General features: G+C 70.0%; 22 protein-coding genes. 9 read left to right on the forward strand and 13 right to left on the reverse strand.

The annotated features are described in order from the left end of the window. The first annotated feature begins 1 nt into the window (after position 1). Positions 2-463 (forward strand): hypothetical protein, encoded by a 462-nt coding sequence (locus ACWENQ_RS22945; protein WP_449923271.1) that lies wholly within the window; start codon positions 2-4, stop codon positions 461-463. Then, positions 460-1,026, forward strand: a complete 567-nt coding sequence (locus ACWENQ_RS22950) for a hypothetical protein (RefSeq protein ID WP_452416001.1) — start codon at positions 460-462, stop codon at positions 1,024-1,026. Before ACWENQ_RS22945 ends, ACWENQ_RS22950 begins: the two co-directional genes overlap by 4 nt. On the opposite strand, the gene ACWENQ_RS22955 is transcribed toward ACWENQ_RS22950, so the two are convergent. Both ACWENQ_RS22955 and ACWENQ_RS22960 read right to left on the reverse strand, forming a co-directional pair. After that, a complete protein-coding gene (locus tag ACWENQ_RS22955; RefSeq protein WP_452416003.1) occupies positions 1,023-2,303 on the reverse strand; it encodes a WXG100 family type VII secretion target in 1,281 nt (426 codons plus the stop codon). The genes ACWENQ_RS22950 and ACWENQ_RS22955 overlap by 4 nt on opposite strands. Positions 2,304-2,305: 2 nt before the next feature. Further along, positions 2,306-2,749 carry a hypothetical protein gene (locus tag ACWENQ_RS22960; protein ID WP_452416004.1) on the reverse strand — a complete coding sequence of 148 codons (444 nt, stop codon included), beginning with the start codon at positions 2,747-2,749 and terminating at the stop codon, positions 2,306-2,308. An 86-nt stretch (positions 2,750-2,835) separates the two neighbouring features. Here ACWENQ_RS22960 and eccB point away from each other — a divergent pair, with 86 nt between their 5' ends. Then, positions 2,836-4,269, forward strand: a complete 1,434-nt coding sequence (gene eccB / locus ACWENQ_RS22965; protein ID WP_452416005.1) for a type VII secretion protein EccB — start codon at positions 2,836-2,838, stop codon at positions 4,267-4,269. Between the two features lie 15 nt (positions 4,270-4,284). On the opposite strand, the gene ACWENQ_RS22970 is transcribed toward eccB, so the two are convergent. The 6 genes from ACWENQ_RS22970 to ACWENQ_RS22995 all read right to left on the reverse strand — a co-directional run bounded on the left by ACWENQ_RS22970 (position 4,285) and on the right by ACWENQ_RS22995 (position 8,732). Continuing rightward, on the reverse strand, positions 4,285-5,043 hold the full coding sequence (locus tag ACWENQ_RS22970; protein ID WP_452416007.1) for a WXG100 family type VII secretion target: 759 nt from the start codon (positions 5,041-5,043) through the stop codon (positions 4,285-4,287). Next, entirely contained in the window at positions 5,040-6,074 is a 1,035-nt protein-coding gene (locus ACWENQ_RS22975; protein WP_452416009.1) for a hypothetical protein, read from the reverse strand. Before ACWENQ_RS22975 ends, ACWENQ_RS22970 begins: the two co-directional genes overlap by 4 nt. 77 nt (positions 6,075-6,151) lie before the next feature. Next, complete coding sequence (locus tag ACWENQ_RS22980; protein WP_452416011.1) at positions 6,152-7,492, reverse strand: hypothetical protein; 1,341 nt, start codon at positions 7,490-7,492, stop codon at positions 6,152-6,154. Between the two features lie 2 nt (positions 7,493-7,494). Next, positions 7,495-7,875, reverse strand: coding sequence for a hypothetical protein (locus ACWENQ_RS22985; RefSeq protein WP_449923293.1), 381 nt, complete (start codon positions 7,873-7,875; stop codon positions 7,495-7,497). Positions 7,876-7,937: 62 nt separating this feature from the next. Further along, complete coding sequence (locus ACWENQ_RS22990; RefSeq protein WP_354908732.1) at positions 7,938-8,243, reverse strand: WXG100 family type VII secretion target; 306 nt, start codon at positions 8,241-8,243, stop codon at positions 7,938-7,940. Positions 8,244-8,267: 24 nt separating this feature from the next. After that, a complete protein-coding gene (locus ACWENQ_RS22995; protein WP_449923916.1) occupies positions 8,268-8,732 on the reverse strand; it encodes a WXG100 family type VII secretion target in 465 nt (154 codons plus the stop codon). A gap of 205 nt (positions 8,733-8,937) precedes the next feature. Between ACWENQ_RS22995 and ACWENQ_RS23000 the strand changes: the two genes are divergently transcribed. Beyond that, complete coding sequence (locus ACWENQ_RS23000; protein ID WP_449923296.1) at positions 8,938-9,357, forward strand: hypothetical protein; 420 nt, start codon at positions 8,938-8,940, stop codon at positions 9,355-9,357. A gap of 68 nt (positions 9,358-9,425) precedes the next feature. Here ACWENQ_RS23000 and eccD read toward each other — a convergent pair whose 3' ends face one another. Next, complete coding sequence (eccD, locus tag ACWENQ_RS23005) at positions 9,426-10,925, reverse strand: type VII secretion integral membrane protein EccD (RefSeq protein ID WP_452416012.1); 1,500 nt, start codon at positions 10,923-10,925, stop codon at positions 9,426-9,428. 136 nt (positions 10,926-11,061) lie between these two features. On the opposite strand from eccD, the gene eccCa reads away from it, so the two are divergent. From eccCa to ACWENQ_RS23020, 3 genes are read left to right on the forward strand one after another with little or no spacing between them, the layout of a single operon-like run. After that, positions 11,062-14,994: a type VII secretion protein EccCa gene (eccCa, locus tag ACWENQ_RS23010; RefSeq protein WP_452416013.1), complete on the forward strand. Its 3,933-nt coding sequence runs from the start codon at positions 11,062-11,064 to the stop codon at positions 14,992-14,994. Between the two features lie 21 nt (positions 14,995-15,015). Next, on the forward strand, positions 15,016-15,330 hold the full coding sequence (locus tag ACWENQ_RS23015; RefSeq protein WP_449923305.1) for a hypothetical protein: 315 nt from the start codon (positions 15,016-15,018) through the stop codon (positions 15,328-15,330). After that, positions 15,327-16,541 carry a transglycosylase SLT domain-containing protein gene (locus ACWENQ_RS23020; protein WP_452416014.1) on the forward strand — a complete coding sequence of 405 codons (1,215 nt, stop codon included), beginning with the start codon at positions 15,327-15,329 and terminating at the stop codon, positions 16,539-16,541. The genes ACWENQ_RS23015 and ACWENQ_RS23020 overlap by 4 nt, the downstream gene beginning before the upstream one ends. Before the next feature lie 87 nt (positions 16,542-16,628). On the opposite strand, the gene ACWENQ_RS23025 is transcribed toward ACWENQ_RS23020, so the two are convergent. Both ACWENQ_RS23025 and ACWENQ_RS23030 read right to left on the reverse strand, forming a co-directional pair. Continuing rightward, on the reverse strand, positions 16,629-18,755 hold the full coding sequence (locus ACWENQ_RS23025) for a protein kinase domain-containing protein (protein WP_452416016.1): 2,127 nt from the start codon (positions 18,753-18,755) through the stop codon (positions 16,629-16,631). Positions 18,756-18,816: 61 nt separating this feature from the next. Then, positions 18,817-19,971, reverse strand: coding sequence for a S8 family serine peptidase (locus tag ACWENQ_RS23030; protein WP_449923313.1), 1,155 nt, complete (start codon positions 19,969-19,971; stop codon positions 18,817-18,819). A 509-nt stretch (positions 19,972-20,480) separates the two neighbouring features. Here ACWENQ_RS23030 and ACWENQ_RS23035 point away from each other — a divergent pair. Beyond that, positions 20,481-20,930 carry a hypothetical protein gene (locus tag ACWENQ_RS23035; protein WP_354908757.1) on the forward strand — a complete coding sequence of 150 codons (450 nt, stop codon included), beginning with the start codon at positions 20,481-20,483 and terminating at the stop codon, positions 20,928-20,930. A gap of 354 nt (positions 20,931-21,284) precedes the next feature. Here ACWENQ_RS23035 and ACWENQ_RS23040 read toward each other — a convergent pair whose 3' ends face one another. Continuing rightward, entirely contained in the window at positions 21,285-21,995 is a 711-nt protein-coding gene (locus ACWENQ_RS23040; protein WP_452416268.1) for a VOC family protein, read from the reverse strand. 346 nt (positions 21,996-22,341) lie between these two features. Here ACWENQ_RS23040 and ACWENQ_RS23045 point away from each other — a divergent pair, with 346 nt between their 5' ends. Next, positions 22,342-23,046, forward strand: coding sequence for an alpha/beta fold hydrolase (locus ACWENQ_RS23045; RefSeq protein ID WP_452416018.1), 705 nt, complete (start codon positions 22,342-22,344; stop codon positions 23,044-23,046). 166 nt (positions 23,047-23,212) lie between these two features. Here ACWENQ_RS23045 and ACWENQ_RS23050 read toward each other — a convergent pair whose 3' ends face one another. Next, complete coding sequence (locus ACWENQ_RS23050) at positions 23,213-24,610, reverse strand: hypothetical protein (protein WP_452416020.1); 1,398 nt, start codon at positions 24,608-24,610, stop codon at positions 23,213-23,215. Positions 24,611-24,715: the final 105 nt, after the last annotated feature.

Genomic DNA, 24,715 nt, shown 5'->3' on the forward strand with positions numbered 1-24,715 from the left:
TATGAGCGTACGCGTCAGGAACACGTCGGCGGCCGAGGCGCCCCCGCCGCCCCCGGTGCGGGCCGACGGCACGCCGTACACCTATGAGGTGATCGACGGCTGGTGGCGCTTCTACGGCGACGAGCCCGCCGAACTGATCGCGGAACTGATCCCGGGCTATTCGGGCACCCTGGCGGACCGGGAACGCTACGCGCTCGCCGCCGCGGCGCGGCTGCAGGCCGGACTGGCGGCCGAGGGGCCTTTCGACGACTGCACCGACGCGGAGCGTGCGTCGCTCCTGGCCGACCGCGCGCGGGTGCCGCACGTCGGGCACTGGAGCGCGGCCGTGCCGCTGGTGCTGGTCACCACGCGCTGCCCGGAGCCGGGACCCACAGGCGAGATCGTCTGGATCGACCCCGCGGACGACCTCTCCCTGCTGTCGAGCCTCGGCCGAGCGGGCTTCGTCCAGGTGAGCGCCGCATGAGCACGCTCAAGGTGGTCGTCATCAGCTCCGACACGGTCATCGGCACGCTGACGCGGGACGGGGACCGGCTGGAGTACAGTTCGGCCGATGTCCGGTCGATGATCGAGACGATGGCCAACGCTCGGGGGTGGACCCCGGCCGAGGCCTTCGACGGGTTGTGCGGCTGGAGCAACGGCTACGTGGAGATCGTGCCGACGATCTCGGTGGCCAGGGTCTTCGACGGGGTCAGGGACGGCGTGCCGTACTTCCTGCCCGATCACCCACGGGAACAGGACCCGCGGCTGGCCGACTACCTGAAGGCCGGCGCCGCCATCCTCTCGACGACGAGTCTCGACCTCGATCGGCTCGACCCGGCGCGCGGCGCGGTGGTGCCGCTCAGCTTCCGGACCGACGGCACCTGGGTCTGGACGGACACGGTCACCTACTACCTGGAGGAGCACGGCATCCGGCCGGATGAGGAGCTCTGCGCGCACATCGTCGCGCAGGGCTTCCGGTGCCCGGCGGTGGACCAGGCCACCGCCGAACGGACGCTGCGGGAGCTGCGCCGGTCCTCTTCCGGCTAACCGATCCTGCCGGAGACGGCGCCGTCCGTGTCGTCGCCCCAGACGTCGTCGTCCTCGTGGAGCCAGGTGCTGTTCTCCTTGTCCTCCGACTCGTTGGCCCCCGCCCCGGCCATCGGCATGAACGGCATGCCGCCGCCGGTCGCGGAGGCGGACCTGGCGTTGAGAGGGAGAGCGCCCGGGCCGGTCAGCACGTTGCCGCCGACACCGACGCCGGGGCCGTTGCCCGTGGAGGGGTAGGGAGTGGGGCCGTTCGGGAAGGAGGTGGAGGGGTCCGGAGCCCAGCCGGCCGGGCGCTGGAAGTCCTCCAGGGTGGTGTTCGTCCCGCGGGTGTTCGGCAGGCCGCCGGTGTCCGGCGTCCCGGCGCCGGCGTCCGGGCCGGCGCCGTTGGTGTTCGCGCCGCTCCGGTCGGCGCCGTTCGGCCCCTTGCCGCCCGGGTCGCCGGCGTCGAGGTCGGTCCCGTCCGGGTAGCGACCGTCCATGCCGGAGTCGTCCAGGTCTGTCCCGGAGCCCGGGTAGCCGCCGTCCGCGGTAAGGGTGTCGCCGGGAAGGCGGGGCACGGCCGTGTCGCCGGCCGAGGTCTCGTCGATGCCGTCGGGGCCGGGGCCCTCGAGGTCGCCGCCCGGAGGGGTGAAGGAGCTCGTATCGACGTGATGGTCCCCGGGGTCCTCGGTCGTGTCCACCGGGGGGCCGGGAATCGTGGGAGGCTTGAGGTCGGGCACGACCTTGTGGACGTTGAACGGCCACTCCTCGTAGACCTTGCGCAGGTCGTTGTTGAGCAGCCGCAGATGCTGGCCGGCCAGCTCGTCCGACGAGCCCCACTCGTACCCCGACGAGTTCATCGTGTGGTACCAGCCGGGGATGCTGTCGTCCCAGGTGTGGTCGTTGTCGCTCCACGCCTCGGACTTGTTCTCCACGAACTCCTTGTGCTCCAGCAGCCGCCTGCCGAGCGCCTCCAGCGGCAGGCCCACCGCCTTGAACTTCGCCGCCAGCTCGCGGATGGTGGCGTGCAGGGTGCGCAGCGACTGCTGCGACTCCACTGACGAGGGCCCCTCCCAGACCTTGGCCATCGCGGTCGCCCCCGACACCAGGGCCTCGTTCATCGAGGTGAGCCTGTCGGCGGCCGCCAGGTAGGACGCCGCCGTACGCTGGATGGTCGCCGGGTCGAGCATCATGATGAGGTTCTTGATCCCCGCCACGCTGCGGCCGTCGTCGTTGACGGAGAAGGGCACGCTCCCGTTGAAGCGGATCGTGTGGTCCGCCGTCACGTTCTCAGCCATCTCTAGCCCCCGTTCGCCGCGTTCGCGCGCTTGTAGTTGCCGGCGCCGACGTCGATGAGCGCAAACGCGATCGCGAGCTTCTCGTTGACCTCCTTGTAGACCTTGGCCAACTCCTCGTGGCTCTGCCGCAGCGCCGTGGCGAAGCTCCTGCCGCCCTCCCAGTTCTTCACACCCTCAAGGTGATCGGCGAAGAAGTCCAGCGCCGGTCCGTGCTGCTCCACGTCAGGGTAGGAGCCCGGACCGCTGGTCGTGGCGGCCTGCTGCCCCGTCGGATCGCTGCCGTAGACCTCAGGCAGCTTCGCCCACAGAGCGTTGGCGACCTTTTCGAGCTCCATGGGACTGTATTCGACGCCGTCCCTGTCAGCCACCAGACCCGGCCAGCTCTGCTCCAAATACCAACCATTGTCGGTTGATGCCATGAAAGCCTCCCGCATGCGGTTGATCAAGAAGCCTACTCGCCCGCCATGCCTTATAAAAGTGTGATATCCCTTCTCATTAAATAACTTTCGCGACCTGCGTAATATTGTCCGTCATGCAGACCCGAAAGGATCTCTACCAGGCGCACAAACTGATGACCCAGCGCCTGGGATTGGCACTACTTCAGGGTGAGCCCGATCTGCCCGAGTCGCCCATGCGGCGATACAACGTGGCGACGTTCGCCGGCATTCTCCTCCTCGTGCTGATCACGGCCGGATTCGGGATCTGGGGCATGCTCAGCCCCGGAGGAGCCACCAAGCTCAAGGAGGCGGGCCAGCTGCTCATCGAGGAGGAGACCGGCGCCTCCTTCGTCTACAACCAGAGCGAAGGCAAGCTCCAGCCGGTGGACAACTACGTCTCCGCCAGGCTCCTGCTGGACAGCCAGGAGATCAAGGTCCGTACGGTGTCGGCCGAGTCGCTGGCCGGCTTCGCCAGGGGGCGCAAGATCGGCATCTCGGGCGCGCCCGACTCGCTGCCCAAGCCCGAGAGGATGGTCACATCACCGTGGACGGTCTGCGTGGTCGAGCAGCCGGACGCGACAGGAGTGCGCCGTCCGTACGTCACGCTGCTGGGCGGCATCGACGTCGGCGGCACCCCGGTGGGCGCCGACGCGCTGCTCGTCACCGACGGGCAGCAGAACTGGGTGCTGTGGAACAACTACCGCATGCTCGTCAAGAACCCGCGCCGGCTCACCGACCAGGCGCCGCGCAGAGTGCCGATCACCTGGGTGAACGCCATTCCCGCCGGTCCTGACTTCGTCGCGCTCCGGATCCCGGAGCGCGGCAGGCTGGTGACGGGCCCCGGCGGCTCGCCCGCGCGAGTGGGGCAGATCTTCACCCTGGCCGCCGTTCCGGGCGTCCAGGAGCGCTGGTACGTGCTGCTCGCCGACGGCCTCGCCCCCGTCAGCCACACGCAGGCGACGCTCCTGCTCCAGGACCCGGACACCAAGATCGCCTACGGCAGGGGCCGGGTACGCCCGATCGCCGTCGACGCCGCCACGGCCAACGCCGCCAAGATCTCGGCACGGCGCGTCATGGGCGACGGGCTGCCGGTCACCATGCCCCGCTTCCGTACACCGACGGCCTCCGCGCCCTTGTGCGCGGTGTACGCCGACACGGCCCGAGGCTCGGTCCGGGCGCAGCTGACGACAGGCGCGACGCTGACCATCCCCAAGCCGCCGAGCAGCGGCAACCCCGACCGCGTCGACCAGGTGCTGCTGCCTCCCGGCGGTGCCGCACTGGCCGGCCGGCTCTCCGGAGAGGGACAGGCGGGCGCGATCCACGAGTACTCCCTCATCACCGACGAGGGCAAGCGGTTCCGGCTGGCCTCCGCCGACCTCGTGGGCACGCTGGGCTACGACGCCGCCCAGGTGGCGCCGGTGCCCGCGCATCTGCTCCGGCTCATTCCCGAGGGGCCGCTCCTGGACCGCGCCGCAGCGCGCGAACCCGTCGCGGAGACGTCGGCCGGGCGGCTCGCCGGCCGCTCCTGAGCCCGTCGGCCCGGCTCAGAGGCCGCCGAGGCCGCCCTTCGTGTCCAGTTTGGGGGTCAGCGTGCCGCCCGCCACGTCGTAGTCGAGTGCGGAACTGCTGAACTCCGGCATGGCGCCGGACTTCAGGTTGGTGAGCTGGTTCGGGATGCCCTTCATCGTGGGGAAGGCCTTCCCGCTGGCCTCGGACTGCTGGACGGCCTGGTAGAGCAGGGTGGTGAGGAGGCCGACCGCGATGCCGTGCTTGAGCAGCACCTTCTTCCCCGCTTCGACGGCGACCTTGCCGACCTTGAGATCGAGCGCATAGGCGAAAGGCACGTAGCGCTGGATCGCGATCATCGCCAGGGCGTACATCATCATGAAGCTGGCGATGCCCATGAAGGTGATCGCCCCGTAGTAGTACAACTTCGCGCTCTGGTCGACGGCTTCACCAGTGGCGTTCCGCGTTGACTTGAGCGTGGCGAGGGACTGGGTGAAGTCGTTGTACGCCTGGTCGAACTGCTCGCGGGCCGCGCCCTCCCACTTGACTCCCGGGCCGCTGAGCGCGGCCTGCAACTCCTTGAGCTGCCCTTCGAGCGCGGTCAGTTCGGAGGTCAGCCCGCCGTGGTCGGTGGTGCGCCAGTTCTTGGCCGACGAGGACATCCGTCCCGGGTCGGAGACCATGAGGCCGATCATCAGAACCACGTAGTAGGCCCAGGGACGCCTGATCAGGAGTGCCGCGCCCGATGCGGTGGCGGCCGCTGCGTAGTAGAGGCCCTTGCCCTCCCCGTAGCTCACTGCTTCTCCTTGCCGATGATCTCGGGGGCGATGTCCTCGTCGTCACCCCACACGCCTTCGTCCTCCGACAACAGCGAGCCCTGCTCCCTGTCGCGCTCGTCGCTGCTCGCGCCGCTCATCGGCATCATGGGCGCCATCGGCATGCCGCTGCCCAGGCCGCCGGGCGTGCCCAAGCCTCCCTGCCCCCGCAGACCGGCGCCGGCGCCACCGTCGGAGCCCGCGCCGCTGCCGGTCGGCGAGCCGAATGCGGTTCCCTGGCGCGTGCTCAGATCGGTCAGGTTCGGGTTCGGTACCCCGTTGAGCTGCTGCGTCCTGGGATCGAACGAGGACAGGCCGGTCTTGTCCTGCGGCTCGTTGAGCGCCGAGTCGATGTCGGGAACCTTCATGTTCGGGTCGTTGCCGCCGGGCAGGTCGGAATCCGGCCGGTTGACCCCGGGCAGATCGGCGCCCGGCACGTCGGTCGTGGGCCGGTCGGTGCCCGGCAGGTCGCCATTCGGCAGGTCGCCGCCCGGCAGGTCGCCGCCCGGACGGTCCGTGCCGGGCAGGTCCGTACCGGGGAGATCCGTGTCCGGCAGGTCGCCGCCGGGCACGTCGCCGCCCGGCAGGTTCGCGTCCGGCACGGTGGGCATCTTCGGGGTCGGGACACCTCCGGCGCCCGAGTCGATCTCCTCCTCGTTGCGCCACATGCCGTAGTCCGACGTCTCGGCCTCGTGGTAGTTGGCGTCGGCCTTCTTCAGCGCGGCCTGCCAGCTCTGCAGCGCCTTCTTGCCTCTCTCCAGGGCGGCGGACTGGGCCGCGATCGCCTTGTCGTGGGCTCTGGTGATCCCGATGCCGATCGTCCCGAAGCTGGGAAACGGGACACCCATGTGGCTGGACTTGGCCCGCAGCACGTCGATGAGTGCCGCCTGGCCGTTGATCTTGCCGCTGGCCGCGTCGAGTTCTCCTACCTTGAAGGAGATGCCCGACGAGCGCTGCGGCACCTGGATGCTCGTCGGGAAGGCACCGTAGCCACCGTAGGGCTGCTGACCCATACCGCCCTGCTGTTGACCGGTCGGTTGCCGGCCCGTGCCGCTTGGCTGCTGCCCCGTGCCGCTTGGTTGCTGGTCGCTCATCCGATCACCGGGTCCGTCACGTCGTGGCTGCTGGTCCAGGCCGACCTGTCCTCCGACAGGTAGGTGGCGCGCTCCAGGTCGCCGCCCTCGTCACCCATCGGGCCTCCGGTCCCCATCATGGGCAGGAACGGCGTGCCTGACAGGCCCGCCGGGCTGCCGCCGCGCATCGCCCCGAGGCGCCCGCCGGGTGTGTACGCGCTGTTCGGTGAACCGATCACCGACGGGACGCCCGGGGTCGTGCCGGTCGGCGTCGGGGTCGTGGCGGGGATCGCCGTTCTCGGAGGATGGTTGCCGATCGTGGTCGGCGTGGTGGTCGGGGGCTGGTAGGCCGAGGTCTCGGTCCGGGCGGGGTCGGCCTCGGGAGTGGCGTCGTCGAGGTCGGTCCTGTCCTGGGCGCCGATGACCGGAGGGGCGGTGCCGTCCTCCGTGCCCGCGCTTGTGCTCTGGCCGCCCGGCTGTTGCCCGGATCCGTCCCCACCGCCTGGTCGCTGCCCGTCGCCGGGCTGCTCCTGGCCGGGTTGCTCAGCGGGTTGCGTCCCCGGGACGGCGCCGTCCTCGCCACCTGGCCGGACGTCGTCCTGGTGGCCGTCCGCCGCGACCCGCGTGGCGGTCTCGCCCGTGCCACCCGAGCCGCTGACGCCCGCACCGTCGGCGCCGGGATCGCCGTCGCCGAACGTGGGCCCCTGGCTCCCGCTCGTCCCCCCGTATTGGACGCTCGTCAGGTCACCACCGGGCCCGGCCGGGATCGTCACGGCGGGCAGTTCGTAGGTGATGTTGTAGGGGACCGAGGTGAGGTGCAGGTCGCGGATCTTCTCGTTGAGTCTCTTCAGGGCCTCCTGCGCCCTGAGGTCCTCGACCGCGGCGATGGCGTTGGTCTCGTCGTCGCCCTCCAGGTCGACCTTGAGCAACAACTTCTGGACCCGGACCATCTCCTGGACCTGCGGGTCGGTCTTGTCCACCTTGATGCCCTGGACCTCGGCGATGGCCGCGGGGATGTACCCCGCGTAGGCCTCCAGGCTCCGGCCCATCTCCGCGAGCTTCCTCGCCAGTTCCTGCCCTGTGGCGTACATGAGCTCGAGCGCGGTGCGGGCTCTGTCGGCGTCCGGCCCCTTCCAGATGGTGAGGATCCTGCCGGCGTGGTCCTCGATCCCGACGACCGCGTTGATGACCGCCTCGGCCGCGCTGATGTAGGTGGATCCGGCCCCTTTGACCTGATCCGGCTGGCACGTCCCCAGCAGGCGCAGGATCTCCGCCTTCGGATGGGGCTCGCCCTCACCAGTGGGCACCCTGTCGCTCCAGATGACGAGCGTCTCGCGCTTCGAACCGCTGTCGGCCATGGTCAGGTGCTCTCGTTCCGCGTGTCCGCCTCGGCGTGGTTGCCCGCGCTCGCCTCGATGGCCGCGATGACGTTCTTGTACGCCTTGATGAACTCGGCGTGGACCTGGCCGAGCTTCTGTCCCGCGCTGTCCTTGCCCGCGGTCGCGCCGAAGGTCTTGGCGTCCGCCCATTCCCCGAACTGGGTGGCGCCGGGCTGGACGTCGATCAGAGCCCTCCCGCTGATCCCCGGCCTCTCCAGGGTCGCGAGGTTCTTCGACAGAGCCTCGGCGATCGAGCGCATCATGGAGGGCTCGTGCACCCTCCCGTCGCCCTGGAACTTCTCGGCCGTGTGCGGCTCGACGCTGAGCGGATCGGTTGGCGGTTCGGGTTCCTGCTTGCCCATCGCTTACCCCTGCAGATGCGAGATCTCGGTCACCGCGTCGCCACGGTGACCGAGGAGGCGCGTCAGTCCGTCCAGATGGCGATGTTGCGCCGCTCGGCGCTCTCGTAGTTGCCCTTGGCGATGTTGACGGCGCCGGCCGCCTGGAACAGTTGCTTGGCCATCGCCTGCTCGTGGGCGTTCCACTGGTCCTTCTTGGTGTTGAAGAACTGCTCGGCCTCGCCTTCCCAGCTGGCTGCGAGCTCCTTCTTGATGTCGGAGAACAGATCGTCCGTAGCTTTGTCGAGCTCGGTCACGATCTTCTTGAGCTCCTCGTACGCCTGCTCCATGCTGCCGAACTTGACGAATGTGTGATCATCGGGGACGGTCACTGGGATCTCCGTTGCCTCGGTCGGCTAGTTGTCGTTGACGACGTTGTCGATCCGGCCCATGAAGCCGTCCCTGGTCAGCGACCCGGACAGCTCCATGTTCTGGTCGGCGGCGTTCCGGTAGACGCCGGCGCCGATGTTGAGCCGGTCGTGGATGTCCTCGAGGATCTTGATCACAGCCTTGAACTCGACGTCCCACTCGTCGAGCGCGTGGCTGAACTTCTGGGCCGCGCCACCCCGCCAACCCTGGGTGGTCAGGTCGCCCTTGATCGTCTGAACCCGCTGACGCATGCCTTCGATGTACTGCGCGGTGTCCTGGCAGTACCCGGCAGCATTGGTCAACTGCGTCGGACTTGCTCCGTACAGTGCCACTGGACCTCCAAGTGGACATTTCCTTGTCTCGCACGGCGGTTGGTCGACGCGAATAGGGCGGACAACCTCCGCGAAACAACATCGATTCGCATGGTAACCACCACTTGCCACACTGATCACAAAGTCGCGCAAACGGGAAAAACTCTGCGCTTAGCGCCAACACTTTCTGCGCTCTGCGCTAACGACGCGAAGAATGCGGCGTCGCAAGATTGCCCCTCGGCGAATGCGGCGCGGCCCGGATGGGTCCTGAACGCTCGCAGAACCGCCACCGTCGAGCGGATCAGCCGGCCCGACGGTCAAACCCCGCGATATGGAGATGAAGATCTTGAGGTTGAAGAAGAGGACGATCGGCGCGGTCATCGTGGCCGCGCTCGGCACGACGGCGGTCTTCACCGCCACCACCGCCTCGGCCTCCGGCCGGACGACCGAGACGCCCGCCACGGTCTGCGGCCCCGGCTACTCGGTCGAGCGCCAGGCCACGTTCACCGGCGGCGTCGCCTACCTGCTCTACAACGCCGGCAAGCAGAACGCCTGCGCGGTGACGTTCAAGACCAAGGACGTGGGCACGCGCACCTTCGTCTGGTCCGCGGTGGACGTGAAGGGAGCGGGCGTGGTGAAGAACGAGGAGATCACCCCTCTGCACACCGTGCCCGTCTACCACGCCGCGCCGACCGGCTCCTGGGTGAAGTTCTCCGGCGGCACCAAGACCACCGACTCCGGTGGCGGATACGAGCGCATCAGCTGACGACCTCGTCCCCGGGCGCCGGGCGCCCGGGGACCCCCTCGCTCCGCCGCTTGGCTCGCAGCAGAGTGTCAGCCCGACAATCCGCGTACCCAGGTGTAGATCTCGAGCACGCCGGCCGCGAGCGGGAAGAGCTCGACGACGAGCAACACGTCCAGGATGTCCCCGGCCCGCCCCCAGAACGGCGAGGGCTTCCCCGACGACAGGGTCCTCCCGATGCCCACCGCCAGCAGGGCCACCCACAAGACGCAGACCGCCACGGCCAGCGCGCCGATGACCCCTCCCTTGGAGCTGAGCGCGAAGGCCACCATGGCGAGCCCCGCCAGGCCGGAGCCGACCAGCCAGATCCGCTGGCCGACGCCGGAGAACACGCGGGCGCGCATGACGAGCGTCAGGGAGAGCGCGACCGCCATGATGTCGGCGACCAACCCGTCGTGCAGTACCAGCAGCGCCTCGGCGACCAGCGCGGCCAGCCCGACAGCGGTGATCAGCCCCGTGGCGTAGTGCTGGGCGATCACGGTGCGCTCCTGGATCGCCGCCGCGTCGAGCCGCTGGTTGTCGGCGCGCAGCTCTTCTGCCGTGGTGGGCATGGCCGGCAGCGGCACCCGGGCCAGCCGGAACGAGAGCGTCGGCACCAGCGGGCTCAGCGCCAGCAACACGGCGATGGCCACGGCCGCCACTCCCGCGGGGGCGGCCCCCGACACCATGACCACCGCCGCGCAGACCGCACCGCACGTCGCGGCGACGGCCGTGCCGAGGAAGCCGGGTATGCCGTGCGAGATCGTCATCCCGGCGACGGCGGCGGCGAGCGCCGTACAGGCGAACGCGGCGAGTACATGGGGAGCGCCGACCTCGGCCATGCTCCCGCTTCCCGCGGGGGTGAACAGCCCGGCCAGGAAGCCGTACGGCAGCGCCGCGTGGCCGATCAGCGCGCCGGCCGTGGAGTCGCCCATGGCCCGCGACAGCACGGTCCCCGCGGCGATCAGCAGCAGCGCGAGCACTCCGAAGACGACCGTGCCGACCAGCGGCGGCAGGCCCGCCAGGGCCAGGCCGACGGCGCCGAGGACCAGCAGTCCCGTGGCGCCGGCCGTGCCGAGGGCCCTGCTGTGCGCCGCCGTCCACGTGCCCGGTCCGTTGCGCACGCCGGTGGCGACGACGTCGGCCACGTCATCGAAGATCGCGGCAGGCAGGATCGACTCGCGCGGGCGGAGGTAGAGGACCTCGGCGTCGAGCACGCCGAGCGTGCCGAGGCTCTGCTCCAGGTCGAGCGGAGCGCCGCCGAGCCGCTGCAACGTCCATCCCGGCGACGACGTGGCGTCACCGCCCACCTCGCCGAGCATGCGCAGCAGCCCCGGCAGCACGTGCGGCAGCGGGATGTCGGCGGGCAGCGTCAGGTCGGCCTTGCGGTTCGGACCCACGATCGTGACGTTGCACAACACCGGCAGCGGCAACGGCAGTTGCGCGAGGGCACCCTGCTGGATCGGCCCCGACTGCGTCGGCGTGGAGCTGTCGGCTCCCTCCGCAGGCGGCTGAGACTCCGGCGGCGGCGGCTTCTGAACCTTCGATCCCACGGTGCACTCCGTCCCAGAAGCATCACGGACAGCACAGAACATAGCGGGTCGCTTCTGGTAAGAACGTCGCGTGAGCAAAGTGGTTGTCCGGCGCCCTGAGCGCCGCCCCGGCCCCAAGCCACCTCGCGGGGAAGTCATGCTGGAGTCCCCGCCGGAGATCCCCGAGGTCCAGGGCCAGGGGTTCATGCTGGTGCTCGCCTACCTGCCCATGGTGGCGGGCGCCGCGGCGATGGCCCTGATGTTCACCGCGGGCGGCAACTCCAACCCGATCATGTACGTGGCCAGCGGCCTGTTCGCGGTCTCCATGGTCGGCATGACCATCGGCCAGATGGGGCGCCAGGCGGGCGAGCGCAAGCACCGGCTGAACGGCGCCCGCCGCGACTACTTCCGCTACCTCGGCCAGATCCGCAGGAAGGCCAGGCGCGCCGCCAAGCAGCAGCGCGAGGCCCTGGAGTGGAGCGGGCCCGAGCCTGACTCGTTGTGGTGGATCGCGATGGGACCCCGCTTATGGGAGCGCCGTCCCCGCGACGAGGACTTCGGCACGATCCGCCTCGGCACCGGCGTGCAGAAGCTGGCCATCCAGCTCTTCCCGCCGGACTCCAAACCCGTGGAGGACCTGGACGCGCTCTCGTCCGGCGCGCTGCGGAGATTCATGCGCGCGCACTCCACGCTCTCCCGGCTGCCCGTGGCCGTCGCCCTCGCCTCCTTCGCCCGGATCCGGCTCACCGGCGACCTCGCGGCGATGCGGGATCTCGTACGCGCCGTGATCGGCCAGATCGTCGTCTTCCACTCCCCCGACGACATACGGATCATGGTCTGCGCCGACCAGGAGCGCATGCCCCACTGGGAGTGGGTCAAGTGGCTCCCGCACGCCCTCCACCCCGACGTGGTCGACGCGTCCGGGCCGGTCCGTCTGATGGCCGAGAACATCGGCGAGCTGGATCGGCTCGTCGGCGGCGACCTCAAGGAGCGGCCCAGGTTCCAGCCGGGCGCACCCGCCGACGAGCTGCCGTACCACGTGGTGATCGTGGACGGCGGGCACGTGCCGCACGACTCCCAGCTCGGCAGCGACGCCATCCTGGGCGTGACCGTCATCGACCTGACCGGCTCCACCGGCGCCGTCGAGGAGGGCAACACGCTGCGGATGGAAGTCCAGCCGGACAACCTGCACATGGTGAAGCTCGACCACGCGGGCAAGGAACGCAAGACGCGGCTGGGCGCGCCGGACAAGCTCTCCTTCGTGTGGATGGAAGGGCTGGCCAGGCAGCTTTCCCCGCTTCGGGCCTCGTCGAGGAGCGGCGGCGACGGCGAGGACATGTTGTCGGTCAACACGACGCTCACCGACCTGCTGGGGATCAGCGACCCGCGCACGCTGGACCCGGCGGTCACCTGGCGGCCGCGGGCCGGCCGTAACAGGCTGCGCGTGCCGATCGGGCTCGGCGCCGACGGCCGCATGGTGGAGCTCGACATCAAGGAGTCGGCGCAGGGCGGCATGGGCCCGCACGGCCTGCTGATCGGAGCCACCGGCTCCGGCAAGTCGGAGCTGCTGCGCACGCTGGTGCTCGGGCTCGCGGTCACGCACTCCTCGGAGATCCTCAACTTCGTCCTGGTCGACTTCAAGGGCGGCGCGACCTTCCTCGGCCTCGACTCCCTCCCGCACGTCTCAGCCGTCATCACCAACCTGGAGGACGAGCTCCCGCTGGTCGACCGCATGCACGACGCCCTGCACGGCGAGATGGTGCGCAGGCAGGAGCTCCTGCGGGCGACCGGCAACTACGCCTCGCTCCGCGACTACGAGCGGGCCCGCGAGCAGGGCGCCGACCTGTTGCCGCTGCCCACGCTGTTCGTCGTGCTCGACGAGTTCAGCGAGCTGCTGTCCACGAAGCCCGAGTTCATCGACCTGTTCGTGATGATCGGCCGGCTCGGCCGCTCGCTCGGCGTGCATCTGCTGCTGGCCTCCCAGCGCCTGGACGAGGGCAGGCTACGGGGGCTCGACACGCACCTGTCGTACCGGATCGGTCTGCGCACGTTCTCCGCCATGGAGAGCCGGGCCGTGCTGGGCGTGGCCGACGCGTACGAGCTGCCCTCGGCGCCGGGCAACGGCTACCTCAAGTTCGAGACCACCGGCATGACCAGGTTCAAGGCCGCCTACGTCTCCGCCGCCTACCAGCCCGACCCCAGGCACGTGACGGACAGCGGGCAGCCCGCGGCCCGCGAGGTCATCGAGTACGGCCGCGCCTTCGCGCCGCTGCCCGTCGTCGAGACCCCGCCGAAGGAGGCACCGGCGGAGGCGGAGGAGGGCGGCTCCCAGTCGAGCCTGCTCGACATCGTGGTCGGCCGGCTGGCGGGACGTGGCCCCGCGGCGCACCGCATCTGGCTTCCGCCGCTGGCCGAGCCGCCGACCCTGGCCCACCTGCTCCCCTCGTTGTCGGTGACTCCGGAGCTCGGGCTGTCCACGCCGGGATGGGACGGCAGGGGACGCCTGCACGCCGTCATCGGCATCATCGACCGGCCCTTCGACCAGCGTCGCGACCCGTACTGGCTGAACCTGTCCGGCGCGGCCGGGCACGTCGGCGTCGCGGGCGGCACGCAGAGCGGCAAGAGCACCGTGCTGCGCGCGCTGATCGCCAGCATGGCGCTCACGCACACGCCTCAGGAGGTGCAGTTCTACTGCCTGGACTTCGGCGGCGGCACGTTGTCGGCGCTGGAGGGCCTCCCGCACGTGGGCGGCGTGGCCAACCGGCAGAACGCCGACAGGGTCCGCCGTACGGTCGCCGAGATCTCGACCGTCCTCCAGCAGCGGGAGCGGGACTTCACCGAGCACGGCATCGATTCGATCGCCACGTACCGCAAGCGGCTGGCCGACGGCAGCATCGAGGGCGACGGCTGGGGCGACGTGTTCCTGGTCGTGGACGGCTGGCTGACGATCCGGCAGGAGTACGAGAGCCTGGAGCAGGTGATCACCGACCTCGCCGCGCGCGGGCTCGGCTACGGCATCCACGTCATGGTGACCACCAACAAGTGGTCGGAGTTCCGGCCGGGCATCCGCGACCTGTTCGGCACCAGGATCGAGCTCAAGCTCGGCGACGCCTACGAGTCGGAGGTCAGCCGCAGCGCGGCGCTGGCGGTGCCCGAAGGCGCGCCGGGACGCGGGCTCACCAAGGACGGCATGCACTTCCTGACCGCTCTTCCCCGCATCGACGGGCTGCGCGGCGCCGACGACCTCGCCGACGGGCTGCGCGCCCTCGTGGAGATCGTCAAAGACTCGTGGGAGGGCCCGGCCGCGCGTCCCGTGCGGCTGCTGCCGTCCCTGCTCCCCGCGACCGCCTTGCCGGGCCCCGAGGAGACCGGCAAGAACCGCATCGCGATCGGCATCGACGAGGCGACGCTCTCGCCGGTCGCCCTCGACTTCGAGGCCGATCCGCACGTCGTCGTCTTCGGCGACACCGGGTGCGGCAAGTCGAACGTGCTGAAGCTGATCATGGAAGGTCTGGTCGCGCGCAAGACGCCCAAGGAAGCCAGGCTGGTCGTGATCGACTACCGCCGGTCGCTCCTCGACACCGCGGCCACCGAGCACCGCATCGGTTACGCGGTCTCCAGCGCGGCGGCGGCGGAGCTGGTGCAGGAGGTGCGCTTCGCCCTGCTCAAGCGCCTGCCGCCCGCCGACCTGACGCCCGACCAGCTTCGCGAGCGCAGCTGGTGGAAGGGTTCGGACCTCTACGTCGTGGTGGACGACTACGACCTGGTGGCCACCTCGAACAATCCCCTGCAACCGCTGGCCGAGCTGCTGCCGCAGGCGCGGGACATCGGACTGCACCTGATCCTCGCCCGTCAGATGGGCGGCGCCAACCGTGCCATGTACGACCAGGCGGTGCAGCGGCTCAAGGAGATGGCCAGCCCGGCGCTGATCATGTCGGGCAACCGGGAGGAAGGTGTGTTGTTCGGCAAGGTGCGACCGCAGCCCCTCCCGCCCGGCCGGGCCTTTTATGTGGACAGAAGGTTCGGAGACCGGCTGATCCAGACAGCTTCCTTGGAAGTGGAGGAAAACGGGACTCACCAACCTCAATGATCTCCACTATGCTCGACTTTCATGAGCGCAGGCTTCGTTGATGTTTCCTACAAGGCATTCGACGAGTGCAGGACGCGGATCAACATCGCGGCCAAGGGGTTCGATCTCGACGAAATCTTCAAGAAGACCAAGTCGAAGCCTCCCGCCGAGCTGACGGACGCCAAGCTGTTCGGCAAGCTGGACGGCGCGCAGGAGCTGGCCGCCAAGATGGACGCCGCCTGGTCCGGAATCCGCGTCGAACTCGACAGCGCGCAGCTCAAGCTGGAGAGCGTCGAGCGGGCGCTCAACGATGTGGAGGCCAACCTCCGCAAGGCGGAGAAGGACTCGGGCGCATGAGCACCGACAGCACCATCATCATCACCGTAACCGCGCCGGACATCACCGAGGTCCCCCGCGGGGCGGAGTTACAGGCCATGCTCGACAAGGTGACGGGCAATCCTCAGGGAATCAGGGCCCTCGCCTCGACCTGGCGATCATGCTCCCACCAGGCCGCGGACGTCACCTCCGCGCTCATCAGGAACATCAACGAGGTCGACCTGAAGTGGGAAGGCGATTCCGCGGACGCCTTCGACCGCCACATGCGTCTCTATCCCAAAGCGGGCGGCGAATTCAACACCGCCGTCACCGCCTGCGCGACAGCGCTCGACCAAACCGCCACGGCACTGGAGAAGGCTTCCGCGGAAATCCGCAAGCTTTGCGATGAAACGGTCGGCGGTGCGCAAATTTTCATCGGGAATTACCTTGTCAACCACCGCGACAAGGATCAGGTCGACGCCATGCGCGCGCTGCCCGAGGACCGGGACTTCACCACTCTGGTGAACACCAAGATCGAGCTGGCCAAGGGATATGTCAAGGCCGCCGAGGAGGCCGTCACGGCCGCCAAGAACACGCTGGCCGGCCGCGTCCAGGCGAGCGGGACCGGGGAGAACTCGCGGTTCGGCTTCTTCTCCGACATCCCGTATCCCGGAGGGGCGGACTTCGACCCGGGCGACAAGAAGGTCATCTGGAAGCGGACGACATCCTCTCAGGGGGACACGCGGCTGTCGGGCGGTGACGGCTCGAAGTCCGGCGGCGGCGCGGGAGCCGGTGGCGGCTCCGGGTCGGGCGGCGGGGTCTCGCCGGCGGGCACCACGCCCGCGCCCAAGGCCGAGGTCGTCGAGTGGATCAAGCAGGCGCTCACCGTCATCAAGTCACCCGAGATGGCGGACGTCATGCGCGAACGCGGCATCGACGTCAATGACCTGGACCCGAACGACCCCCAGGACGTCCAGCGCATCTGGACGATCATCTACCACGAGTCCGGCGGCAACCCCGGCGCCGTCAACACCTGGGACATCAACGCCAAGAACGGCGTTCCGTCCCAGGGCCTGATGCAGACCATCCCGCCGACGTTCAACGCGCACGCCCTGCCCGGCCACGGCAGGATCCTGGATCCGGTCGACAACATCATCGCGGGAGTCCTGTACACCTACAGCCGCTACGGCAACCTCGGCGGCCACCCCGGCATCCAGTCCCTCGAACGAGGCGGCGGCTACAAGCCCTACTGACGGCCGCGGCGGCCGCCGCTCGTCCGGATCTCGGGCGACGACGACGGCCCCACCCGGAAAGCTCGGGGTGGGGCCGTCGGTGCTGGATCAGCCGCAGTTCGCCCAGCCCGCGGCGGTGCTTCCCGCATCGACGCTGCCGGAGAACTTCACGCACCTGCCCGGGGCGACCAGCTTGACCGGCCCGGCGTAGTACTTGTAGTTGCCGCTGTCGGTCGCGCTGCTCCCGCCCTGGACGTCGAGCGTCGCGCTGACCGGGCTCTCCTTGCCCACGCCCGCGTACTTCATCGTCACCACGCAGTTCTGCTTGGTGCCGCTGTTGTACAGCTGGAAGGTCTCACCACCGTTGAACGCCTGCGAGCGCTGCACGTAGAAGCCGGACCCGCACACCTGGACCGGCGTGTAGGGGTTCTTCGGCTCCGGCTGCGACTGCGGCTGCGGCTGCGCGGGCGGCGGGGCCGCGCTCTTCGTCTCCGGCGGGGGCGCGGGGGCCTCCGTCGCAGGGGGCGGAGCCGGCGCCTGTTGCGTGCTCTTGACAGGAGCCGGCGTCGGGGACGGAGGCTCGGTGCTCTTCTTGGGCGTCGGGGTCGGGGGCTCGGTCGTCTTCTCAGGAGTCGGGGTCGGCTGCTGGGACTGCTCCGGCGTCCTGGTGTTCCTGGGCGTCGTGTCCTTGGGCGTCGGCGTCGCCGTGACCGTCTTGGTCACCCGCGGGCTCTTCGGCTGTGCAGGCGTCGCCTGCGGGGTCGTCGGCTGCGCGGTCGGCTGCTTGGTCGGCTGCGGGGTCGTCGGCTGAGCCGTGGGAACCGGCTGGGTCGGCGGCGGCGAGGGCGTCGGCACCATGCTGTACGCGGGCGCGGTCGGGACGCCCGACGGCTCCTCGGTGGGCAGGACGAGCGGGCCCACGCCGTACGGGTCGGCCTCGGACGCCGTGGCCCACGGCACGGTCACCTCGGGCTGCGGCTGGTCGGCGCCCGGCTCGCCCGGCTGCGCGACCGCCCCGTCATCGGAGTCGGCCGTCCCCTTCTCTCCCGCGTCGGCCGATCCGGTGGCTCCGCCGGTGACCTTGCCGTCGGCCGAGACGCCGATCGAGTTGATCCGCTGGGTGTCCGTGTAACGACTGGCTCCCCAGATGCCCACGCCTGACAGCACCATGAGCGCGGCCACCGAGGCGGCCAGGCCGACCGGGAACCTCCGGCGCGGCGAAGACGGTTCCACGACCGACGCCTGCAACACCTGGGGCCGCTGCGGCGACTCCCACATGGGCTGCTGCGGCTTGGGCCTTTCCCACGCCTGCTGTGGCTTGGGCGGCTCCCACGCCTGTTGCGGCTTGGGCTGCTCCCACACCTGCTGCGGGGGCTGGACCGGCACACCTTCGAGCGGCGCGCCGTCCGCCGCCGGCGGCAGGGCGGGGAGACCGAACGCCGGAGGCCGGGTCACCGCCTCCGCCGGCGGCGGCTCAGCCGTGACCTCCGGCTCCGCCGCCGGGCCGCCGAGCAGGCGCAACAGCGCTGTGTACGTGGTCGGCCGCTGCCCGGCGTCCTTCGCCAGCGCCGCGGACACCACGCCCAGCAGCGGCTCCGCCAGCGTGCCCAGCGCGGGCACCCCGGTCAGCACCGCGTCGGCATCCTGACCGAACGGCGCCTTGCCGGTGGCCGCGAAGACCACCGTGGCCGCCCAGGCGAACAGGTCCGCGGAGGAACCGTACGGCTCGCCTCTCAGCTGCTCGGGCGAACGGTAGCCGATCTCACCGGCGGGCTCGCCGAGGTCCAGGTCGGTCACCCGGAGGCCGTCGGCGCCCATGATGACGTTGCTGGGGGTCAGTCCCCGGTGGGTGATGCCCGCCAGGTGCGCGGCGGTCAGCGCGGTCAGCGTGCCGACGGCCACCCGCTCCACGGCCTCGGCGTCGAGCGGCCCATCGGCTGCGACAAGCTCGGCGAGGCTGCGCCCCTCGACGTGTTCGCGCACGACGTAGAGGTGGCCCTCGTGCAGACCGACGTCCACCGTTCGCGCGATGGACGAGCTGGAAAGGCGCCGGACCCTGGCGAAACGCGCGACGCCTTCCGGGTCCGGCTTGCCGGTGAACAACTTGATCACCCGGAGAGGCGCGTCCTCCGACTCCCGGCCCAGGAAGGCCGTCCCGCGCGGCCCCTCCGGCAGGCGTTCCAACAGGTCGTGGTCGCCCAGCCGCATCGGATCGTCCGGCTGTAATGGGTCCATCGTAGGTTTCCCTTCATCAAGCGCTGCGGCGCAGCGCCTGCATCAGCAGTCACATGGGTCATCAGGTCGGTGGGCCCGCCCGCCATCCACGGCTTCTGCCGAGCGGCAGCACCCGGGCGAGCGCGCCGGCCGCGGCGGTGAGGATCAGCGCCCCCGCGGTCACGGCCAGCGAGATGTTCCTGGCCCCGGCGTCCTCCGGTGGGAGTTTGGCGATCGCGTCCGCCGCGATGGGAGCGGGCGGAGGCGCGGCCACCAGCGGCCGGCCCGCGGGCTCGAAGGGCAGGACGGCGCTGACCGCCTGCACCGGATTGACCATGCCCGCCCCGGTGCCCTTGCCGACGGAGCCGTCGGCCGTGGCGATGATGCGCCGCCGCACCTGCTCCTGGTTGAGATGCGGGAACCGGGCGCGCACCAGCGCGGCGGTCCCTGACACGTAGGCGGCGCCGAAGCTGGAGCCCTCGAGATCCAGCTTGTACGTGCCGTGCGGCCACGGGGCGATGATGCCGACGCCCGGCCCCAGGACGCCGACGGGTGTGGCCGTGTTGGAGGAGTCGGCGCGCCGCCCGTCGGTAGTGGCCGAGCCGACGGCCAGCACTCCCTCATAGGAGCCCGGATAGGCGGGCACGTCCTCCTTCTTGTCGGTGATGTTGCCCGCGGCGGCGACGATCACGACATCTCTGGCCAGGGCGTTCTGGACGGCCGCCTTGAGCGTGGGATTGTCGGCCGCCTTGATCGAGATGTTGATGACGTCGGCCTTGAGCTGGACCGCCTTGTCGATGGCCGCCGCCAGGTTGGCGACGTGGCCCTCGGCCTGGTTGCTCTGTTTGAGCTCTATGACGGTCGCCTGCGGAGCCACGCCGTGGAAGGCGACGCCTGGATAGACGCGGCCGGCGATGATTCCGGTGACGGCGGTGCCGTGACCGACGCAGTCGGTGTAGCCGGTTCCGGTGAAGTCGACGAAAGTGGAGAGCCAGGGCAGTTGCGGGTGCTTGACGTCGAGGCCGCTGTCGATGACCGCCACCCGTACGCCGGCGCCGGTGCTCAGCCGCCACGCCGTCTTGATGTCCAGCCGCTTCTGCGCCCAGGGCTCTCCGCCGGGCAGCTTCACCACGCCTGCTTCGGGGTTGCACTCCTCACGCGCCGACGTGGCGGTCGCCGGGGTCGCGACCGCTGGAGCGACGACGAGGCCGAGAGCGGACACGGCCGCCAGAAGCACTCGACCGAGCACAGCCGAACGCCGCACTTTGTCCAGATATATCCGAGCGATCCGCCCCGACTGCGCAGGACCATCACGGCTTCCCGCCGGCACGGAGGCGCGGCTCGCGCTCGTGCGACGCCGACCGCCCCACCGCTCTACCAGGGTCATCTCAGCCATCCAGGTCGAACCGCGTCTGACCGCCGGATCCGGCGATCAACACGACCAGCAGGGCAACGAGCAACGCGGGCGTCCTGGCCCTGGCATCCGCGCCCCCGCGCACCTGCCCCGATCAAGTCGCATTCGTTCGAGAGGCAATCCTGCGACGCCGCTTATCCCGTGTCGTTAGCGGAGAGCGCAAGATATCTTGGCGGAGAGCGCAGATCATCCGGCCCCGGCCAGGCGACCCCGCCAGGGCCGACCAGTGGGCCCGTCAACGCGCTCCGGTACCCTCTCGTGATCTTCACACAGCGCTCGAGTCCCGGCCGGACACCGGGACCCCCCTTGAAACCAACCTGGAGTAGTCGTCAATGACCATGCCTGAGCACAGCACGACCTGGCACGACGCTCGCTACGACATGCCCGTCAGTCGGCAACTGGAGCGCTACAACGAGCTAGCCGCCAGGAACGCATCGGCTCGTGCCCGGATTGAGCTGGTGGAACGAGGGATCTATGACCCCGCCCGGCATGGAGCCGATGACCGGCCTCCGCTCACCGTGGCCGAACACATCGAATTGCTGGCATTGGCGGAGAGCATCGCGCGCACCGTGCGCCATCCCTCCAACGTCCACCACGCGCTGCTGGCTGGGGTGACCTGGGCCGATATCGCCCGCATCGCCGACTCCGACGAGCTCGCCGTCCGGCGGGACTACCAGCAGTGGGCTGACGATCAGTACGACCTCAACCAGCGCTTCCCCGACCGCGGCATGACCGCCGATGAGCACGCCGCCGCGACGGCCAGAGCAGCGGAGGGGCCTTGAGACACCTTCTTGCGGGCCGAGACACCGTCGCCGACTTTGTGGGCACCTCACGTCCGGCGATCTTCGCGGCCTCCACGCTGCCCGTGAGGGTCCCCAGGGAGATCGCGACCTTCTTCACGTCCGTGAGCTTCCGCGCGCCGGGCCGGCAGACCACCCGAACCCAAGGAAACCGGTGCCGGCGGTCGATGTCGCTCCGGTCGTCGGCGCAGTGGTGGCCGTATTCGGTGGTGCCGTCCCGCTTCTCGGCGACGGCTTGGCCGTCCACGGACGCTTGGGGGCGAACCTCCTTCGACGGCGGTGGCGACGACGTCGCCGAGGAGCCGTTGTACGACCCGCAGGTGAAGAGGCTCCGCGTCAGCGCGGGGTGAGGACGCAGAACTCGTTGCCCTCCGGGTCGGCGAGGACCGTCCACGACACGTCACCCTGGCCCACGTCGAGGTCGGTGGCGCCGAGAGCCCGCAGCCGGGCCACCTCCGCCGCTTGATCGTCGCCGGGGTAGGGCCGGAGGTCGAGATGGATGCGGTTCTTCACGGTCTTCACGTCAGGCGTGCGGAGGAACTCGAGATACGGCCCGACACCCTTGGCGGAGCGCAGCACCGCATGATCGTCGGTCACCTGGTGCAGGGTCCAGTCCATCGCCTCGCCCCAGAACCGGGCCATGGCCCGGGGGTCCGCGCAGTCGACCACCACCGCGGCCATCGGCCCGGTGTCCCGGTAGACCGATCGAGGCTCCAACACGCAGAACTCGTTGCCCTCCGGGTCAGCGAGGACCGTCCACGGGACGTCACCCTGGCCCACGTCGACGGGCGTCGCGCCGAGATCCTGGAGGCGCGCGACCAGATCCGCCTGATGGGCCGCAGAGGTGGTGGCGAGGTCGATGTGCACGCGGTTCTTCACCGTTTTGGATTCCGGGACGCGAAGGAAGTCGATGCAGAGAGCGATGGGGTCGGGATAGGCGAAGCCCTCGGGCTCGACGTTGGTCTCGCCGGCTTCGTCGCCGGAGACGTTCCAGCCGAGCGCCTCCGCCCAGAACCGGCCGAGTGCGGAGTCATCACGAGCATCCATCGCAACGTGAACGAGCCGTGTCGCCATGCCGCCGATCCTATGCACGCGTCGATGAGGACCCAGCTGGGGCATCGAGGGCCGAGAAGCTGAGGACCGCGTCCAAGGCCGCGTAGTAGAGCTGAGGCGCGTGGGGACGTCGGCGGTGACCGCCTGGCCCGCCTCACCGCCGTCGTCCAGGTGCCCGATGGCCTGCTCGGACGCAGGCGTGCGGCGGCGGAGCCTCTGGCGAGCTCCGGCCTCCTGCCGAGCACGCGGATGGCGCTGCAGATGAGCGTCGCCTTCTCCGTGGCGTTCCGGCGCAGTGATCGGCAGCGAGGTTGTCGGACCGTTCCGCTACCTTTCCACCATGGCGGAATTCGTACTGGTCGCGGGCGCGTGGCTCGGATCGTGGGCGTGGGACGAGGTGGTGCCGGAGCTGCGTGCGGCCGGCCACGGCGCCCACCCGTTGACGCTGTCCGGCCTCGCCGACAGGCGTGGCCTGCCAGCTGGGCAGCAGACCCACGTCCAGGACATCGTCGACGAAGTCGGACGCCACGATCTGCGCGACGTCATCCTGGTCGGGCACAGTTACTCGGGCATCCCGGTCGGTCAGGCCGCCGAGCGGATCGGTGACCGGCTGGCCCGCGTGGTCTTCGTCGACTCCAACGTTCCCGCCGACGGCGAGTCGTTCGTGTCCCGCTGGTCGGTTCACGGCCGGACGATGGTGGAGGCCTCGATCGCCGAGAACGGGGGCTTCTGGTCGCCGCTGGTCGCGGCCGACTACGACGGTCAGGGCCTCACCGGAGAGCAGATCGCCCGGATCGTGCGCGGCTCGACACCACACCCGGGGGCCACGCTGACCGAGCCGGCCGTACTGGCAGGCCCGCTCGGCCGGCTTCCGGCGACGTACGTCAAATGCCTCCTCGACGGCGACAAGCCGAGCGACGACGTGGTCAAGCTGCTGACCAGCGAGCACTGGCGGCTGGTCGAGATGGACACCGGCCACTGGCCGATGTTCTCCCAGCCACGCGAGCTCGTACGGATCCTGCTCGACACGGTGGCAGGCGGGTAGGTCCGGCGCCGCGGCCGCTTTGGCGAGGGCTGCCCGGATGGTCTCGTCGCCGACCCGGTCGACAGCGGCTTGCACCTGGGGGGACGCTGTTCCGGCGCGGCCGAGAACGAACTCCTGGACCGGCGGGCGGCGTGGACAGTTCGGCACGCGGGGCGGACACCGTCGATCACCTCAGTCGTTTGTGCGCGTGGGCCAGTAAGTGGTGGGTGGCCGCCTGGCCGCCGACGGCGATCTGGCTGACCAGGAGGCTTCTGGTGCCGTCGCCGGCGTTGGGCGAGTCGGGCGCCATCCTCGACCAGGCGTGCCTGATGTGCGTGGCCAGATAGCGGGTGTCGCTGCCGGTGTCGGCGAGAACGACGACGCGGTGGACGGGGTAGCGGTCGATGACGCGCTGAAGTTCGTAGCCGGTGCCGATGTTCTCCTTCTGGAAGCCCGACAGGTCGATGACGACGAGGTCGGCGAGACCCAGCAAGGTGTCGACGGCGCGTTTCCAGTAGGCGCCGTGGCACAGGTAGGCGGACATGGGGTAGCTGCCTTTGCGGTCCCAGACGCGCACGCCTTTGCCGCCGGTGCCCCTGATGGTGCGAAACCCGCTGGGCAGCGGCTCGAAGGGCCGCGCGTCGAGCTCGCGCAGCATGCGTCGGTCGGAGGCGATGAACAGCTCTCCGAGCGTCCCGGCGCGCCGCATCCGCGCCAGCTCGGAGTGGCGCACGGAGGCGGCGCTGCGCAGCAGGTGCACGTACCCGCAGCGGCGAAAGGCCCCCTTGACGAAGTCGCGCACCCGTAGCTCGTTCTCGAACAGCCGGAAGTAGACGATGCTCAGCGGCGGCTGACCGAAGACGTTGCGTGCGGCGCTGACTTTGGGCAGGCCGAAGACGACGGTCCGGGGCGGCGCGTAGAAGGTGATCTTCAGCTCGGGGATGACCGGCGTTCGGTAGCGGGACAGGGCGGCGGTGGCGGGCGGCATCAGCTCGGCGAAGGCCGGGTCCTGCGAGAGCTTGCGCACCTGCCTGGCCAGCAGGTGTCGGCGCGTGACGTCGACGGCGACCACAAGCAGCACTACCAGCCCCACCCCACCGGCCAGGGCGGCGACCAGCATCGCCTCCTCGGCGCGCGAGCCCATCCGCTCGGGCGTGAGCAGGGTGCCCAGCGCCACGATCGCCAACGGAAAGGCCACCCACGGCACGGCCAGCATCAAGACGTTGCCCAGCGTGGTACGGCCGGGCCGCGACTGCCGCAGGGCGGCGCCGTGCTCGGCCGAGGGCGGCAGCAGCAGCGCCTTGGCCGGATCGCGCGCCCGCCGTTGCTGCGACAGCGCGATTTGCCAGCGGACCACGCGCACGACCAGTGCGACGGTGAACAGTGCTGAGGCCAGGCCAGTGCCGCCGGCCAGCCAGGGGAAGAGCTCGAAGTCGCGGGGGATCCGCACGCCGACGGTCACCGCAGGAACCAGGCCGCTCATGTAGGCGAAGACGAGCGAGGCTATGCCGCCGGTGTAGAGGCCGCCGAGCAGGTTGCCGCGCGCCGCCTCGGCCTCGGCCGCCGGGTCAAGCCGATACCGCATGAGCCACCTCCGTTTCCACCGAGTGTGGCCACCCAAGATCCCCGGCACATGAGTAGCCCCTACTCAGGAGGGGGATACAGGGGCTCTACCGCGGTCAACGCGGTA

Source organism: Nonomuraea sp. NPDC004354, assembly GCF_053602555.1.